At 33.4% G+C, this 18289-nt stretch carries 18 protein-coding genes; 17 read left to right on the forward strand and 1 reads right to left on the reverse strand.

The window, feature by feature from the left end; genetic code table 11:
* The first annotated feature begins 15 nt into the window (after nucleotides 1-15).
* Nucleotides 16-2760, forward strand: coding sequence for a heavy metal translocating P-type ATPase (locus KQI85_RS06195; RefSeq protein ID WP_216575218.1), 2745 nt, complete (start codon nucleotides 16-18; stop codon nucleotides 2758-2760).
* Between the two features lie 199 nt (nucleotides 2761-2959).
* Nucleotides 2960-3178, forward strand: a complete 219-nt coding sequence (locus KQI85_RS06200) for a cation transporter (protein WP_216575219.1) — start codon at nucleotides 2960-2962, stop codon at nucleotides 3176-3178.
* Between the two features lie 178 nt (nucleotides 3179-3356).
* On the opposite strand, the gene KQI85_RS06205 is transcribed toward KQI85_RS06200, so the two are convergent.
* The gene (locus KQI85_RS06205) at nucleotides 3357-3728 is read right to left on the reverse strand and encodes a metal-dependent transcriptional regulator (RefSeq protein WP_216575220.1); all 372 of its coding nucleotides are present in this window, start codon (nucleotides 3726-3728) and stop codon (nucleotides 3357-3359) included.
* Between the two features lie 281 nt (nucleotides 3729-4009).
* On the opposite strand from KQI85_RS06205, the gene KQI85_RS06210 reads away from it, so the two are divergent.
* The 15 genes from KQI85_RS06210 to KQI85_RS06280 all read left to right on the forward strand — a co-directional run bounded on the left by KQI85_RS06210 (nucleotide 4010) and on the right by KQI85_RS06280 (nucleotide 18262).
* Nucleotides 4010-4219, forward strand: a complete 210-nt coding sequence (locus KQI85_RS06210; RefSeq protein WP_216575221.1) for a FeoA family protein — start codon at nucleotides 4010-4012, stop codon at nucleotides 4217-4219.
* A 30-nt stretch (nucleotides 4220-4249) separates the two neighbouring features.
* Nucleotides 4250-4471, forward strand: a complete 222-nt coding sequence (locus KQI85_RS06215) for a ferrous iron transport protein A (protein ID WP_216575222.1) — start codon at nucleotides 4250-4252, stop codon at nucleotides 4469-4471.
* Nucleotides 4472-4779: 308 nt separating this feature from the next.
* Nucleotides 4780-7182: a ferrous iron transporter B gene (locus KQI85_RS06220; protein WP_216575223.1), complete on the forward strand. Its 2403-nt coding sequence runs from the start codon at nucleotides 4780-4782 to the stop codon at nucleotides 7180-7182.
* The gene (locus KQI85_RS06225; protein WP_216575224.1) at nucleotides 7172-7309 is read left to right on the forward strand and encodes a hypothetical protein; all 138 of its coding nucleotides are present in this window, start codon (nucleotides 7172-7174) and stop codon (nucleotides 7307-7309) included. Before KQI85_RS06220 ends, KQI85_RS06225 begins: the two co-directional genes overlap by 11 nt.
* Nucleotides 7310-7346: 37 nt before the next feature.
* Nucleotides 7347-7484 carry a FeoB-associated Cys-rich membrane protein gene (locus KQI85_RS06230; RefSeq protein ID WP_216575225.1) on the forward strand — a complete coding sequence of 46 codons (138 nt, stop codon included), beginning with the start codon at nucleotides 7347-7349 and terminating at the stop codon, nucleotides 7482-7484.
* Nucleotides 7485-7576: 92 nt separating this feature from the next.
* A complete protein-coding gene (locus tag KQI85_RS06235) occupies nucleotides 7577-8074 on the forward strand; it encodes a transcriptional repressor (RefSeq protein ID WP_371820558.1) in 498 nt (165 codons plus the stop codon).
* Nucleotides 8047-8412 (forward strand): heavy-metal-associated domain-containing protein, encoded by a 366-nt coding sequence (locus KQI85_RS06240; protein WP_216575226.1) that lies wholly within the window; start codon nucleotides 8047-8049, stop codon nucleotides 8410-8412. The genes KQI85_RS06235 and KQI85_RS06240 overlap by 28 nt, the downstream gene beginning before the upstream one ends.
* 281 nt (nucleotides 8413-8693) lie before the next feature.
* Entirely contained in the window at nucleotides 8694-9032 is a 339-nt protein-coding gene (locus tag KQI85_RS06245; protein ID WP_216575227.1) for a DUF6110 family protein, read from the forward strand.
* A 95-nt stretch (nucleotides 9033-9127) separates the two neighbouring features.
* Nucleotides 9128-11200 (forward strand): heavy metal translocating P-type ATPase, encoded by a 2073-nt coding sequence (locus tag KQI85_RS06250; protein WP_216575228.1) that lies wholly within the window; start codon nucleotides 9128-9130, stop codon nucleotides 11198-11200.
* A gap of 347 nt (nucleotides 11201-11547) precedes the next feature.
* Entirely contained in the window at nucleotides 11548-12144 is a 597-nt protein-coding gene (locus KQI85_RS06255) for a DUF3793 family protein (RefSeq protein WP_216575229.1), read from the forward strand.
* Nucleotides 12145-12203: 59 nt separating this feature from the next.
* A complete protein-coding gene (locus KQI85_RS06260) occupies nucleotides 12204-12635 on the forward strand; it encodes a flavodoxin (RefSeq protein ID WP_216575230.1) in 432 nt (143 codons plus the stop codon).
* Between the two features lie 487 nt (nucleotides 12636-13122).
* Nucleotides 13123-15528 (forward strand): ferrous iron transport protein B, encoded by a 2406-nt coding sequence (gene feoB, locus KQI85_RS06265; RefSeq protein WP_216575231.1) that lies wholly within the window; start codon nucleotides 13123-13125, stop codon nucleotides 15526-15528.
* 89 nt (nucleotides 15529-15617) lie between these two features.
* Nucleotides 15618-15911 (forward strand): hypothetical protein, encoded by a 294-nt coding sequence (locus KQI85_RS06270; RefSeq protein ID WP_216575232.1) that lies wholly within the window; start codon nucleotides 15618-15620, stop codon nucleotides 15909-15911.
* 393 nt (nucleotides 15912-16304) lie between these two features.
* Entirely contained in the window at nucleotides 16305-17162 is an 858-nt protein-coding gene (locus KQI85_RS06275; protein WP_216575233.1) for a hypothetical protein, read from the forward strand.
* 155 nt (nucleotides 17163-17317) lie between these two features.
* Nucleotides 17318-18262, forward strand: coding sequence for a M15 family metallopeptidase (locus KQI85_RS06280; RefSeq protein ID WP_253293768.1), 945 nt, complete (start codon nucleotides 17318-17320; stop codon nucleotides 18260-18262).
* Nucleotides 18263-18289 lie beyond the last annotated feature (27 nt).

Genomic DNA, 18289 nt, shown 5'->3' on the forward strand with positions numbered 1-18289 from the left:
TAAGAGGTGATTATTATGAAGGAGAAGTTTGATGTAACAGGTATGACATGTTCTGCGTGTTCATCACATGTAGAGAAGAGCGTATCGAAGGTAGACGGAGTTACAAAAGTTAGTGTTAATCTTCTTACTAATAGTATGCTGGTTGAATATGAAGAGGATAAGACTAATGCAGATAATATTATAGAAGCTGTAGAAGATGCAGGATATGGTGCAAGTGTGCAGAACGTGAGGGGAGATGCTAAAAATAGTGATGCAGGAAGTAATAGTGCGGAAGGTCGTAGAGAAAAAGATGCGATTGCTAACGAGAAGAAGAATATGAAGATGCGACTTATAGTATCAGTAGTATGTCTTATTCCACTTATGTATGTGTCGATGGGACATATGATATATAATGCACTTAATCTTCCGATGCCGGCATTTGATGAGAAGTTTATTCATGGTAACAGTAATGCGATAACACATGCATTTACACAATTTTTGCTATTACTTCCAATACTTGCTGTTAATAAGAAGTATTTTATTAATGGATTTAAGACACTTAAGAATAAGAGTCCTAATATGGACAGTCTTATAGCTATCGGAGCAAGTGCAGCAATTCTATATGGAATATATGCAATATATAGAATAGGATATGGACTTGGTTATGGTGATATGGAACTTGTTATGAAATATAATCATGACTTGTATTTTGAATCAGCAGGAACGATACTTACACTTATAACAGTAGGTAAGTACCTTGAGAGTCGTTCAAAAGGCAGAACAAGTGAAGCTATAACTAAGCTTATTGATATGGCACCTAAGAAAGCGACAGTTATAAGAGATGGCAAAGAGATGGTAATTGCAGCCGCAGATATAGTAAAAGATGATATTTTTATAGTAAAACCGGGAGAAGCAGCACCAGTCGATGGAATAATAACAGAAGGTAAATCATCTTTTGATGAGTCAGCTGTTACAGGAGAGAGTATACCAGTTCTAAAGAGCGAAGGCGATAATATTATCTCAGCTACTATTAATAAGTCAGGACTTATAAAAGCAAAAGCGACAAGAGTTGGTGAAGATACTACAATATCTCAGATTATAAAACTTGTTGAAGAAGCAAGTCAGAGCAAAGCTCCGATTGCAAAACTTGCAGATAAGATTGCCGGTGTATTTGTTCCGGTTGTAATAACAATAGCACTCATAACAGGAATTATCTGGCTTATAAGTGGTGCAACATTTGAATTCGCAATGTCAAGTGCGATAGCAGTTCTTGTAATATCATGTCCTTGTGCATTAGGACTTGCAACACCGGTTGCTATAATGGTAGGAACAGGCAAAGGTGCAGAGAATGGAATACTTATAAAGTCGGGTGAAGCACTTGAGACGGCACATCTTACAGATGTAGTAGTAATGGATAAGACAGGTACTATTACAAAAGGAAAGCCGGTAGTTACTGATATTACAGCAGATGGAATGAGTGACAGAGAACTTCTCTATATAGCAGGCACTCTTGAAAAAGGAAGTGAACATCCATTATCAGAAGCGATTGTAAACTGGTGTGTAGATAATGGTATCGAATTATCGAATGTAAAAGAATTTACCGCAGTATTTGGAAGAGGAATAAGTGGTAAAGTTGATGGAAAACAGTATTATGCCGGTAATATAAGATATATGGAAGAACTTAAAGTCCATCTTAAAGACAGTATTAAGAATGTAGCAGACAGATACTCAAGAAATGGTAAGACACCACTTATATTTGCCGATACTGATAAAGTGATAGGTATAATAGCAGTTGCTGATGTTGTAAAAGAAAGCTCTAAAGCTGCTATTAAGGAATTTAAGAATATGGGCATTGAAGTTGTTATGTTAACTGGTGATAATGAAGTTACAGCCAATGCCATAAAAGAGCAGGTCGGAATTGATAAAGTAATAGCAGGTGTACTTCCTGATGAGAAGGAAGCTGAGATTGCAAAACTTAAAGCAGCAGGACACAATGTTGCAATGATTGGTGATGGTGTTAATGATGCACCGGCACTTGCGTCAGCCGATACAGGAATAGCAATCGGAGCAGGTACAGATGTTGCAATAGAGAGTGCTGATATTGTGCTTATGCATAGTGATCTGTATGATGCTGTTAATGCAGTAAGACTTAGCAAAGCTGTAATAAAGAATATAAAGGAGAACTTATTCTGGGCATTTTTCTATAATTCAATAGGAATACCTGTTGCAGCAGGAGTATTATATCCGGCATTTGGAATAAAACTGAATCCGATGATTGGTGCAGCAGCCATGAGCCTTAGCAGTATATGCGTTGTAAGTAATGCATTAAGATTAAGACATCTTAAGTTTAAGAATAATAGAACTAATAATAGTAGAAATAATAATAGTACTGAGCAAAAAGATAATAAGAAGATAAGTAATAATGAATCATTTAAGGCATGTAATAACACAGTATCTAATAATGGATTATGTGATATTAGTAAAAAAACAGCCGGTGAGATAGATAATAATTATATAACAAGCACATCAAAAAGAGAATGTGCAGTTAAGAAAGAAGAGGTAGATAATATGAAGACTTTTACAATTAGTATCGAAGGAATGATGTGTGGACACTGTACAGGACGTGTCGAAAAGGCATTAAAGGGAGTAGCAGGTGTAAGTGAAGTAACTGTAAGCCTTGAGAATAAGAATGCAATAGTAAAAGCATCAGATGAAGTAACAGCTGATACATTAAGAGATGTTGTAGCTAATGAAGGTTACGAAGTAGTTAATGTAGAGTAAGATTATAATTAAATAGTAGTTGACAAATAATTAAATATATGTTTAAATGTTCATATAAACAAGAATTCAAATGATTACGATGTTAAACAGAATTATATTAATTAATGTTATTATAGAATATTAATATCGTTAATATCATTTGTAACATTGAAGGGCTCTTAATAAATAATAATATATAATATCGGAAGGAGTTTTTATTATGAAGAAAACATATAAGATTGAAGTTGATTGTGCAGCATGTGCATTAAAGATGGAAGAAGCTACTAAGAAGGTTACAGGTGTTAAGGATGCAACAGTTTCATTCATGACACAGAAGATGAAAGTTGAATTTGAAGATGGCGTTGAAGCACAGCCTGTAATGGATACAGTATTAAAAGAATGTAAGAAAGTTGAATCAGATTGTGAGATATTCTTCTAATTATGTGATTACATTATTATATTGGCAAGTTTTATTATATGATAGCAAAAGAGTGGATAACGATTAAGTTACCCACTCTTACTGTATAAAGACAGATACATATAATAGATATATACAATCTGTATTTATACGACTACAATTTGTTATTTTTTTGATTATGATACAATTAATAATAAGATTATTTATCTACATTTTTGACATGTTTTTTGATAGCGTCAAAGCTTTCTTTGCTAATAACGTGTTCGATCTTACAAGCGTCTTCAGCAGCAATAGCTTCATCAACACCAAGCATTACAAGACACTTTGTAAGAAGTTCATGTCTTTCGTAGATCATCTCTGCTATCTCTTTACCAGTTTCAGTAAGATATATGAAACCGGCATCAGTAACAGTAATATGGTTCTTCTCTTTAAGATTCTTCATTGCGATACTGACACTTGGTTTTTTGAATCCAAGCTCATTAGCAATATCTACAGAACGTACAACAGGAAGTTTTTTACTAAGTACAAGTATTGTTTCAAGATAGTTCTCTGCTGATTCATTAGTATGCATTGTTTTCACCTCATCAATCATTATAATCCGGTTAATTATAACTAATTAGAATAAGTTTAATATAATCACAAACTTAAGTTAGTTATATATAACTTATTCAAGTATAGCATAAACACTTATAAAACGCAATTAAAAAATAAAAACTAATGAGAAAAATTATCAATAACATATACAAAAAAATAGAAAAAGGTTCTTGACAACTATTATCAGTTAGACTATACTAACATTGAAAAAAGAGAAATGAAAATCATTATCAATAAGAAAAGAAAGAAGATGAGTATATGCCATTATCAATGATGAAGACAGGTGAGCCTGGAATTATTAAAAAAGTCGGTGGAAAAGAAGAAACTAGAAGATTTTTAGAGAACTTAGGCTTTGTAGAAGGCAGCGAAGTTACAGTTGTATCAGAAATCGGTGGCAATATGATAGTTAACATAAAAGACTCACGAGTGGCAATTGGAAAAGACATGGCTAATAAGATTCTGGTATAGATACCGGATTTTAAATAAAGGAGGATTATGATGAAGACATTAAAGGAAGTAGCTTGTGGCCAGACAGTTAAAGTCATTAAACTTACAGGCGAAGGACCAGTAAAAAGAAGAATTATGGATATGGGAATTACAAAGGGTGTAGAAGTATTTGTAAGAAAAGTAGCACCTCTTGGAGATCCGATAGAAGTAACTGTAAGAGGTTATGAGCTTTCACTTAGAAAAGCTGATGCAGAAATGATTGCAGTTGAATAAAGACATTTATTTCTGCATATTTTTTTACTATATAGTTAGCAAAGACTAATTATAAGTAGCGAAAGAAAATGTAAGATAGAACCACAAAATATAAAGTAGTAATACAAAATACTAGATAGCGATGCAAAATATAAAGTAGTGATACGAAATGCTAGATAGTAGTGCAAAATATCAAGTAGCGATATGAAATATCAAATAGCAGTATAAAACACTGAATAGTGATATGAAATGCGTTAAAGGTTCTATTGATTAAGGGTATTAAATTTTAAAACAATAAATAAAATTTGAGGAAGAAAAAGGAGAACATTATGTCGATTAAAATTGCATTAGCAGGTAATCCAAACTGCGGTAAAACAACTCTGTTTAATGCACTGACCGGTTCAAATCAGTTCGTTGGTAACTGGCCTGGTGTTACAGTTGAGAAAAAAGAAGGAAAATATAAGGGTAATAAAGATGTAATTATCATGGACTTACCTGGTATCTATTCATTATCACCTTATACACTTGAAGAAGTAGTTGCAAGAAATTACTTAATCGGTGAGAGACCGGATGCAATACTTAATATTGTTGATGGTACTAATATTGAGAGAAACTTATATCTGTCTACTCAGTTGATGGAACTTGGAATTCCAATTGTTATGGCTGTAAATATGATGGATCTTGTAGCTAAGAATGGAGATAAGATTCATATTGACAAATTATCTAAGAAACTTGGATGTGAAGTTGTTGAGATATCAGCTCTTAAAGGAACAGGTATTAAAGAAGCAGCAGAAAGAGCAATCAAAGTAGCAAAAGATAAGAATGTAAGACCTGCAGTTCATAAGTTTGCCAATGAAGTAGAGAGTATTATTGAATCAGTAGAAGCAAAACTTGGTGCAGATGTAAGAGCAGAACAGAGAAGATTCTTTGCAATCAAACTTCTTGAAAGAGATGACAAGATTGGAACTCAGTTAAAAGAGATTCCAGATGTTAAAACAGAGATAGATGCTCTTGAAAAAGAGATGGATGATGACACAGAAAGTATCATTACTAATGAGAGATATACATATATTGCTTCAATAATTAAAGATTGTTATACAAAGAACAGAAAAGAGAAGTTAACAACTTCAGATAAGATTGATAAAGTAGTTACTAACAGATGGGCAGCACTTCCAATCTTTGCATTAATTATGTTCATTGTATATTATGTATCAATAACAACAGTTGGTACAGCCGCAACAGACTGGGTTAATGATGGCGTATTTGGTGACGGTTTCCATCTTTTTGGAATAGGAACAAGTCAGTATGAAGAAGCAATCAATGAATATGCAGCAGAGAATGTATGGACAAATGATGTTGTTAAGACAATCGATGCAGCAGAAGAAGCAGGCGTTATCGGTGCTGAAGATATAAAAGGTGCTATTGAAGATGGCGATTATGCAGCTTTTGATGAAGCATTTGGTACATATGCAGATTCACTTGCAGAAGAAGGATTTGATGTATCAGAGCAGGTAGAAGCGTCACTTGAAGAGGCACCAGCAACAGAAGACTATGGCGTATGGGTTCCAAGTATCCCAGCTCTTGCAGAAAGCGGACTTGACGCAATCGGATGTGCTGACTGGTTAAAAGGATTAATCTTAGACGGTATCATCGGTGGTGTAGGTGCAGTACTTGGTTTCGTACCACAGATGCTTGTATTATTCATATTCCTTGCATTTCTTGAAGCATGTGGTTACATGGCACGAGTTGCATTCATTATGGATAGAATCTTCCGTAAATTCGGTCTTTCAGGTAAATCATTCATTCCAATGTTAATCGGTACTGGATGTGGTGTTCCAGGTATTATGGCATCAAGAACAATCGAAAATGATCGTGACCGTAAGATGACAATTATGACAACAACATTTATTCCTTGTGGAGCTAAGCTTCCAATTATAGCATTAATATCAGCAGCATTATTCAATAACACATGGTGGGTAGCACCAAGTGCTTATTTCTTAGGTATAGCAGCAATTATTATCTCAGGTATTATCTTAAAGAAGACTAAGATATTCGCAGGAGATCCAGCACCATTCGTTATGGAACTTCCAGCATACCACTGGCCAACAGTTGGTAACGTAGCAAGAAGTGTATGGGAACGTGGTTCATCATTTATAAAAAAAGCAGGAACAATTATCTTATTATCATCAATCATTATATGGGCTGGTTCAAGCTTTGGTGTTGTAGATGGCAAGTTCTTATTTGATACAGAGATGGAACTTGAATCAAGTGTACTTGGTATAATTGGTGGAGCTATTAAGTGGATATTTGCTCCTCTTGGATTTGATAATATTAAAGCAACAATCGCAACTATCATGGGACTTGTAGCAAAAGAAGAGGTAGTTGGTGTATTCGGTGTACTTGACTTTGAGAGCATGACACAGATAGCAGCTTATTCATTCCTTGCATTCAATCTTCTTTGCGCACCATGTTTTGCAGCTATGGGTGCTATTAAGAGAGAGATGAACAATGCAAAATGGTTCTGGATCGCAATCGGATATCAGACATTACTTGCATACGTTGTAGCACTTATCATCTTCCAGATTGGTTCACTTATCATCTATGGAACATTTGGATTTGGTACAGTTGTAGCATTCTTATTGGTAGCAGCAATAATCTACTTATTAGTAAGACCATACAAAGAGAGTAAGACACTTAGTGTTGATTTAAAAAATGTAGCAGGTGCTAAATAATATAATTATATGGGCTGTGGCAGAGTTGTCACAGCCTGCTATAAAAAGAATCAGACCTGCAACGAGAATATCTGCAGCCGGGTTTAAAAAATCAGGTGGTAATAATAAGCAAGATGAACTATATTAACTGTAAAGTATATTGTAGTAGAAAAGAGGTAGATATTATGGGAACAGCAGTAGTACTGATAATATTGATAGCAATAGTGGGAGTTATCATTAAGAGCATGATTCGTGATAAGAAAAATGGAAAGTCAATATCATGTGGTGGTGACTGTAAGAATTGTGGTGGACACTGCCATTAGTTAGTGATATTACATATTTGGCAAATGGGGATTAGAGATTAATATATGACAGTATTAATTACTGATTAGGACGATAGAGAGGAGAGGTTAAGGTGCAGGAATGTAAGTGTATTGATAGTAAAGCTGGTGAAGCAAGAGAATATCAGCGTACGAAGATGCAAAAAGATATAGTTATACAGAGACTTAAAGATGAAGGATGCAGAATTACAAAACAGAGATTAAGACTTTTAGATATCATACTTGAAGAAGACTGTTCAAGCTGCAAGGAGATATACTATAAAGCCTGCAAGATGGGATATGGAATAGGAACAGCAACAGTTTACAGAATGATTAATACGTTAGAGAGTATCGGTGCAATAAGCCGAAGAAATATGTATAAGATAGCATGCAATGAGAAGTGTGACATGGAGGCATGTACAATAGAATTTGATGATAGTACAGTATGTCACTTGTCAGCAAGTAAATTAAACACAGTAATTACAGAAGGACTTAGAGCCTGCGGTTATGATAAGAGCAGAAATATAAAAAGTGTGATTGTAAGAGAATGTGAGTGTGATGAAAAATGGGAACAGCAGTTATATGTGGAATAATAATAATATTGTGCTATATAGGGATTAAGAGTACAATGAAGAGAGTAAAAAGCGGATGTTGTGGCGGTGGAAGTGAAAAAGTAAAGTCCGTAAAAGTTACAGATAAGAATGAAAATAATTATAAATATAAATATAATATAGAGGTAGATGGTCTTGTATGTGATAATTGCAGAAAAAGACTTGAAAACGCATTTAATACTAATGAGGGAATGTATGCAAAAGTAGATTTACAGAAAAAAGTTGCAAGACTTAATGCCAAGCAAAGCATATCCGAAGAACAGATAAAAGATATTGTTGCAGGTAGTGGATATTTTATAAAATCAATACATACTGCATAATAGGAACAGCAGATTAATATATTATTATTTATAAAATATAATAATATACTTCGCAATGGTTAGAGAATATATAATGGATAGTTAAAATAATTAATATTGTTATTTATTAAAAAAGCAGTGATGTAAGTGACAGATAGTATAAAAATGTTGCGTATACCACTGCTTTAATGCGTTATTGATAAGATTTCTCAAAAAGTAAAATAATGCTTTTAAAATGTCGAAAAAAGGAATATGCTAAGTGAAAATAAAAATAATTGTCAAAAAAAAAGGAGGACATTTTTATGTTAGATTGTTTTAAAGGAGCTAATTTAAAAAAGACAGGATTATTTGCAGCAGGAGTATTATTTGGTACAGCAGGTATTAAAATTTTATCAAGCAAAGATGCAAAAAAACTTTATACTAATTGTACAGCAGCTGTTCTTCGTGCAAAAAAGACAGTTATGAAGACAGCAACAACTATTCAGGAGAATGCTGAAGATATTCTCGCAGATGCAAAAGCTATCAATGAAGAAAGAGAAGCTGCAGAAGATGTAGTTGTTGAAGATGAATCATGTGAATGTAAAAGTACACAAGAAGAACAGACATCATGTGGATGTGATTGTAGTTCAGTAGAAGAATAACAGCTAAAAGGTATTGTCTGTTAATATAATGAGAATATATAAGTGTCAAAGAAGTTAGCTTTTTTTGACACTTATATTGTAGTGAAGGTGATAGTATGCGATTTGTTATAAAACATGAATCAAAGGGACGAATAAGAGTCCATATGGTTCAAAATAGAATGTCATACAGACAGGCTGACATACTTTGCTATTATTTACAAAACATTAGTGGAGTTACGAGTGCGAAAGTATATGAGAATACATCTGACGCAATGATTACATATACTTGTAACAGAAGTGAAGTAATAAGTGCATTTAAGAAGTTTGCATATGACAAAGTTGATGTTCCGTCAGAGATACTTGATAATTCCGGTCGTGAACTTAATAGTACATACAGAGAAAAATTAATTAATAAAGTAGTATTAAGATATGCAAGAAAATTATTTTTACCATATCCTCTTAATGCATGGTACACATGTGCATGTTCGGTAAAATACATTTATGAAGGATTAAAATGTCTTAGAAAAGGTAAAATAGAAGTGCCGGTTCTTGATGCAACAGCAATTACGGTATCAGTTCTAAGAAATGATTATAATACAGCTGGAAGTGTTATGTTCTTACTTGGAATTGGAGAGATTCTTGAAGAATGGACACATAAGAAATCGGTAGATGATCTTGCAAGAAGTATGTCACTTAATATTAATAAAGTATGGTTAAAGAAAGGCGATACTCTTATTCAGGTTAAGACAAGTGAGATAAAAGAGAATGATATAGTTGTTGTACATATGGGCAATATGATTCCTTTTGATGGAATAGTGGCAGATGGAGAAGCGATGGTTAATCAGGCTTCACTTACAGGAGAGTCAATGCCGGTAAGAAAGATTAGTGGTAAGACTGTATATGCAGGAACGATAGTAGAAGAAGGCGAGATTACAATACGAGTAGCTGCAGCTTCCGGTAAGGGAAGATATGAGAAGATAGTTAAGATGATAGAAGAATCTGAGAAACTTAAATCAGGTGTCGAGAGTAAAGCAGAACATCTTGCAGATAAGCTTGTTCCATATACATTACTTGGTACAGGACTTACATATCTTATTACACGCAATGTTACAAAAGCAATATCAGTTCTTATGGTAGACTTTTCATGTGCACTCAAATTGTCAATGCCACTTGCAGTATTATCAGCAATTCGTGAAGCGAGTAATTATGATATAACTGTAAAAGGCGGTAAATATCTTGAAGCTGTGGCTGATGCAGATACAATCGTATTCGATAAGACAGGTACGCTTACAAAAGCAAGACCAAGAGTTGCAAGAGTTATATCTTTTGATGGAAGAAATGAAGATGAACTTCTAAGAATAGCAGCATGTATGGAAGAACATTTTCCACATTCTATTGCTAATGCTGTTGTTAATGCAGCTAAGGAGCGAGAACTTATACATGATGAGATGCATTCAAAAGTTGAATATATAGTAGCACATGGAATATCAACGACTATAGAAGGCAAAAAAGCGATAATAGGAAGCTATCATTTTATTTTTGAAGATGAGAGATGTGAGATACCATACGGAATGCAGAGTATATTTGACAATATTCCATTAGAATATTCACATCTGTATATGGCAATAGAAGGAAAATTGTCAGCTGTTATATGTATCGAAGATCCATTAAGAGAAGAAGCGATGGCTGTTATTAATTCACTTAAAAAGAGCGGAATTAAGAAAGTTGTAATGATGACAGGTGACAGTGAGAGAACTGCGAATGCCATAGCAGCTAAAGTTGGTGTAGATGAATATTATTCAGAAGTTCTTCCGGAAGATAAAGCAAGATTTGTTGAACTTGAGAAATCAAAAGGAAGAAAAGTAATTATGATAGGTGATGGAATTAATGATTCACCGGCACTTTCGGCAGCAGATGCAGGAATAGCGATAAGCGATGGTGCTGAGATTGCAAGAGAGATAGCAGACATAACAATAGGTCCTGATAATCTCTATGAGATAGTGACACTTAAAGCGATAAGTAATGGTCTGATGAAACGAATTAACCGTAATTACAAGAAGATAGTGTCATTTAATACATTGCTTATTGCACTTGGCGTATTAGGCATTATAGCACCGACAACATCAGCACTTTTACATAATTCATCAACACTTCTTATAAGCCTTAAGAGTATGGAAGATATACTATAAGTAATAATTTGGATTACAGAATATTACAAAAAAGAATATAAAAAATAGAATATTACAAAGTAAAAAGACTAACAGTATCAATAGAAACATAATGTTTTTATGAGATGGTTAGTCTTTTTTATAAAATATATAGTTAGTTTTTTTGTAAAATTATAGATTAAAAAATCTCACAAAGCAGTTTATGGGCAAAAAAGTATTGACATTTGAATTGTAAATAGTTATTATTAACTTGTGTTAGATACAGCTAACAAAAGATAGCAAAAACTATACATAAAAAATACAACAATAACTAAAAAGATCTGATAGTTGATTGGAGATTAGAAAATCTAATCTTGAAGGGAGATTGTATGAGCAGGGAAGTTCTTGATATTGTCAGGGGTACGGATATGGATGAATTCGACAGACAGATAGCTATGCAGTGTGCACCACTTATAGCCGGACTTGTAGTATCTAATATTCTTACAATTGATGAAGAATATACAGACAGAGTTAGAGAATTGTTTTTGGGGACGGATATAAGTCTTATAACACTCATTGCAAAGAGAGGAAGAATATCTTTCTTTTTGTATAGGGAAAAGAAACTTGCAGAATATCTTAAGGATGATGAGGTAGTAGAACTTTTGCATAATATAGACTTAAATTACATAACATCAGAGTGTGGGATGCTTGAGAATTTTATAAGAAGGTATAGAGAATATATGATACATGGTGGATATTTTCCACATGAGATGGGAGTATTTCTAGGTTATCCGATTGAGGATGTTAAAGGATTCATAGAGAATGAGGGGAGAGATAGTCTGTATACAGGATATTGGAAAGTATATAAGAATGTACCGGCTAAGATAAGACTTTTTGAAAGATTTGAACAGGTAAGAGAGAGCTTTATAACAATGATGTTCTACGGTGTAAGCATTGATGAAGCAGTTGAGCTTTTAGCAGTATAACAGCTAAGAGTTAAAGATGATAAGCGTTATAGCAAATAAAAAGAAAGAAGGATATAGATATGAGTAAAATTAATGTAGTATACTGGTCAATGACAGGTAATACAAAAGCAATGGCAGAAGCGATTGCAGATGGTGTTAAGAGTGCAGGAGCAGAAGTTAATGTATGCGAGATAAGTGCGATAACACCAGATGAACTTGCAGCTAATGAAGTATTTGCACTTGGATGTCCTGCAATGGGAGCTGAGAACCTTGAAGAAGGAGAAGTTGAGCCATTTGTAACCGAACTTGAAGGAAAAGTAAGTGGCAAGAAGATAGCATTGTTTGGTTCTTATGGATGGGGAGATGGAACATGGATGCGTGACTGGGTAGATAGAATGACAGGTGCAGGAGCAGAAGTTGTTAATGGAGAAGGAACTATATGCGAAGAAGCACCAGATGATACAACAATTAAGGAACTTAATGAACTTGGCAAGAAGTTGGCATCTTTGTAGGATATATTTTGAATAAATATATTAAAAGACTATATTTAAGCTATTTGAAGTAATATGTTTGGTGGAGAATATACTTAATATATTATATAGAGAACTTGTATTGTGAAAATCAGTGGTTGGTAATATATAAGAGTATATTATATAGATAGTTTGTAGCGAGAAGATTATAGATAATTAAGAAAGAGAAGATAATTAAGACTTTGGAATTATTATATATAAGGGTAATTCTAAAGTCTTTTTACATACTATGAATAGTATAATGCCTGTGTAGTAAGACATATAGATCATTGGTATTGACTTGAATTTGTTTGTGGATTATCCTATATCTGTTAAATAATCTTGGTATAATTCGAAAAAAATATTGGAGTTAAAAAATGATTATTGAGTATCGATTATCAATATATAAACATTATAACAAGATTGTTTTATACGAAATATAGTTTATATAACATTATATGAAAAAATACACAGGAGAGGAGTAATTCCTATGAAATTGAGTGAATTACAGATAGGAAAGACTGCAACGATAACTTTCGTTGGTGGAGAAGGCGCATTAAGACAGCATTTTCTTGATATGGGTGTAATTCCGGGTGTAGATATTACACTTGTCAAATATGCACCGATGGGCGATCCGATGGAGTTCTTAATCCATGGATATGAGTTGACATTAAGAGTTGATGATGCGAAGAAGATAGAGATAGAGGACATTGTTAATAGACAGAATATAGATAATACTGTTAAGAATGATAGTAAAGAATTTGACAAAAAGAGATTATCTGAAAGAAAAAAGAAAGCTGATATAAAAAAAGATGTAGAACATCCCGGACTTGGAGAAGAAGGAAAGTATCATAGAAAAAAAGAAGAACATCCACTTCCGGAAGGTACAGTACTTACTTTTGCACTTGCAGGTAATCAAAATTGTGGAAAGACAACACTTTTTAATCAGCTTACAGGCTCTAACCAGCATGTTGGTAACTTTCCCGGAGTAACCGTAGACAGAAAAGATGGTCAGATAAAAGGATATAAAGATACATTAATTACAGATCTTCCAGGCATATATTCTATGTCGCCATATTCAAGTGAAGAGATTGTTACAAGAGAGTTTGTATTAAAGCAGCATCCAAAAGGAATTATTAACATTGTTGATGCGTCAAATATTGAACGTAATCTTTATCTTACGATGCAGTTAATAGAACTTGATATACCAATGGTACTTGCACTTAATATGATGGATGAAGTAAGAGATAATGGTGGTTCAATCTTGGTTAATGAGATGGAGAGACTTCTTGGAATACCGGTAGTTCCAATATCAGCAGCGAAGAATGAAGGTATTGATGAACTTGTAAAGCATGCAGTTCATGTTGCTAAATATCAGGAGAAACCGGGAAGAGTTGATTTTTGCAATTCAGATAAGAATGGTGGTGCAGTGCACAGATGCCTTCATGGAATTATGCATCTTATAGAAGATCATGCTAAGAAATATGATATACCGGTTCGTTTTGCTGCAAGTAAGATTGCAGAAGGCGATAATATTATGTTAGAAGCACTTAATCTTGATCAGAATGAAAAAGAGATGATAGAGCATATTATTGTGCAGATGGAAAAAGAGAATGGCAGAGACAGAGCAGCAGCTATTGCTAATATGCGTTTTACATTTATAAAAGAGTTATGTGATAATACAGTTGTAAAACCAAAAGAGAGTAAAGAACATATAAGAAGCAGAAAGATTGATAAAGTCCTTACCGGAAAGTATACAGCAATTCCATCATTTATAGGAATTATTGCACTTGTATTCTGGCTTACGTTTAATGTAATAGGTGCCGGGCTTCAAAGACTTCTTGAGATAGGAATTGATAACTTGTGTAATCTGTGCGATAAAGCTATGACGGCAGGACATGTTAATGAAGCAGTACATTCGCTTGTAATTGATGGAATATTTAATGGTGTAGGAAGTGTATTAAGTTTCTTGCCGGTTATTGTAACACTATTTTTCTTTTTATCATTAATGGAAGACAGTGGATATATAGCAAGAGTTGCATTTGTGATGGACAAACTTCTTAGAAAAATAGGTCTGTCAGGAAGAAGTATTGTTCCACTTCTTATAGGATTTGGCTGTTCAGTTCCGGGTGTTATGGCAACTAGAACCTTACCATCAGCAAGAGATCGTAAGATGACAATATTACTTACACCATTTATGAGTTGTTCAGCAAAACTTCCGATATATGCTTTCTTTACAGCAGCATTTTTCCCGGGACATGGTGCACTTATAATGATTGGTTTGTATTTAACAGGAATTATAGTCGGAATAATAATGGCATTAATAATGAAAGAGACTACTTTTAAAGGTGAAGCAGTTCCATTTGTAATGGAGTTACCTAATTATCGTATGCCGGGAATTAAGAATGTAAGCCATCTTCTGTGGGATAAGGCAAAAGATTTCTTACAGAGAGCATTTACAGTTATATTTATAGCGACAATTGCTATATGGTTTTTCCAAAACTTTGATACGCATCTTAATATGGTTGATGATGCAAGTCGCAGTATGCTTGCGAAGATATCAGGTATTATAGCACCGATATTTACACCACTTGGATTTGGAGATTTTAGAATATCAACAGCATTAATTACAGGATTTATGGCAAAAGAAAGTGTTGTTGCAACAATATCTGTACTATTTGGAACAACAGCCAATCTTATGAATGTAATTACACCATTATCTGCACTTAGCCTTCTGGTATTCAGTCTGTTATATACACCATGTGTTGCAGCGATAGCAGCAGTTAAGCGTGAACTTGGTGGAAGATGGGCAGTAACAGTAGTTATATTACAATGTGTTATAGCATGGATTATGGCATTCCTTGTGAAGATTATAGGAACACTTATTGGATTTTAATCATAAGAGTTTGTGATGACTAATTGCGATTTATCATTATATATGATAGAATAATATTCGGAAAATTCGTGAATAAGGGAGGAATTGAGATGGCAGATGTTAATAGCATAGATGTCGAAGATGATCAGTTTGCATATCGTTATGATACACAGCTTCTTATTGATAGAAGAGATAAAGATCTTGATGAGGACGAGATAGCAGATTATATAACAGATCACTTTGAAGGTAACTGTCTTATTGCAGCAGGAGATGAAGATCTGATCAAGATACATTTCCATACTAATGAGCCTTGGAAAGTGCTTGAATATTGCAATACAATCGGTGAGATATATGATATAGTAGTAGAAGATATGATTCGTCAGTCAGCAGGATTACATGGCTGATATTATATGCTCATTGTTAAGAGTGGGATAAAGTCCCAAATTGAACACCTGATGCTTAATGTATCAGGTGTTTTTGCATGATTAATAATATTTGACATAGATGGAATATGGTATTCACTTGCAGTTGCAGAGATATGTGCAAGTATAATATCCGTTACATTCCTTATTGGAAAGAAGAAAAAATATAATTACTAATATAAAAATACCGGAATTTAATGATATTCGATTAAATTCCGGTATTCACATTTTTACGATAAACAAGTATAATTATCAGTGATGATATATTGAGTGATTATCAAAATCATTTTTATTAAATTATAATGTAAAAATCTGGTTTTACAGTTACTTAATAATATGCTTTCAATGATATACTTATAGAATGGAGAGTAATATATGAAGATTAATACTAAAAAGTGTATGATGACAGCAGTGCTGTTAATAGTTGGAATATTGTCATTTGCTGTAATAGCAGGCTATGCAGCATCACCTGACTATCATAAGAATACTATCGCATCACTTGATGATAAGAAGACAACAGTTCTTGAACTTACAGCAGCGACAACGACAACTTCGGCTCTTATAACACTTCTTCCTGGAGATACAGGGACTCCGATAGCAGATAAGGTTGCAGATCTTAGTCAATACCTGCTTATAGTATTGTGTGCAGTATTTCTTGAAAAATATCTTGTTACAATCACAGGTTATGTAGCCTTTAAGATCCTTATACCGGTAGCATGTATATTATTTATAATAACACTTGTATATGATAATGCTACAGTGAAGAAACTTGCAAGAAGACTTATTGTATTTGCAATTGCAGTATTCCTTGTTGTACCGGCTAGTATAAAAGTGTCAGATCTTATAGAGAATACTTATAGATCTCAGATAGATGCAGCTATTGAAGAAGCAGGTAATACAGATGGTCTTATAGATGATGATGACATTAAGAGTGATACTGACAGCAGTGCTGCTAAGGATGACAAAGGCTTTTGGAACAGCATAGCAGATAGTATTAAAAAAGCCGGAAGTTCAGTTACTAACAGTGTTGAGACAGTGCTTGTCTCACCAGATAAACTTGTTAACAAAGTTCAAAATTGCCTTAATAATTTTGTTGAAGCTATTGCAGTTATGATTATTACATCATGTGTAATACCAATACTTGTAATAATATTCTTTATATGGCTTGTTAAAGTATTACTTGATGTTGATTTGTCAAAAGTTAAGCTGCCTGAGAAGATAAGCAAAAAATAGTAATGAGTGTGGGCAACCTAGTAATTATTAAACGGTAATAATTAAGAAGTAATATTTAAGGAGTAATAAACAAAAAGTAATATTTAAGAAGTAATATTTAAGGAATAATAACAAGAAGTAATATTTAAAAAGTAATATTAAAGGAGTGAATAGTCATGAAGAAAAAAACATTAGTGAGAACTTTGACAGGAATAGCAGTTGCAGCAGTTGCGATTGGTGGAATTGTTATTCATGCGAATAAGAATAATAAAAATATAGCTGATGAGAAGGATATAGCTGATAAGAATGATATAACTACTGATGAAATGACATCAAAGACAGATGAAGAAGTTACGAATAATGAATCAATATCGGATGTTTATAATATATCAGATACAGAAGAATCAGTATCAGATATAGAAAAAGAATCATCGGATAATAGTATAGAATCAGAAGTTAATAATGAAGAGAATACAGATAAGTTATCAGCAGAAAAAGAATATATAGAGAATAGTTTCTATATATCAGAGATTCCTAATGAGATATTTGCTTTAATGCAAGGCAAATCATACAAAGATAATTGTACAGTTCCTTATGAAGATCTTAGATATGTTCATATTCTTCATAAGGATTTTGAAGGCAATACTAAGGAAGGTGAACTTGTAGTTAACAGACTTATAGCAGAAGATATTCTTGAGATATTTAGAGAATTATATAATCAGAGCTATCCTATTGAAAAAGTGAAACTTGTTGATGAATATAATGCAGATGATGAAGCTTCGATGAGTGATAATAATTCATCAGCATTTAATTTTAGATTCATATCATATACAACGACAATATCTAAGCATGGTCTTGGACTTGCAATTGATATTAATACACTTTACAATCCTTATGTAAAGACTGTTAATGGAGCACTTAACATAGAACCGGCTAATGCGACAGAATATGTAGATAGAGATAAAGAGTTTGAACATAAGATAGATCATAATGATCTATGCTACAGACTTTTTACAGAACATGGTTTTGAATGGGGTGGAGACTGGAGCAGTGCCAAAGATTACCAACATTTTGAAGTATCTGATGCAGTAAGTGAAGCATATGTTAATGGGCTAAAATAAACTTGTTAAAAAGGATATAAATGCCGA

This window comes from Falcatimonas sp. MSJ-15, assembly GCF_018918265.1.
Taxonomy (GTDB): Bacteria; Bacillota; Clostridia; order Lachnospirales; family Lachnospiraceae; genus Falcatimonas.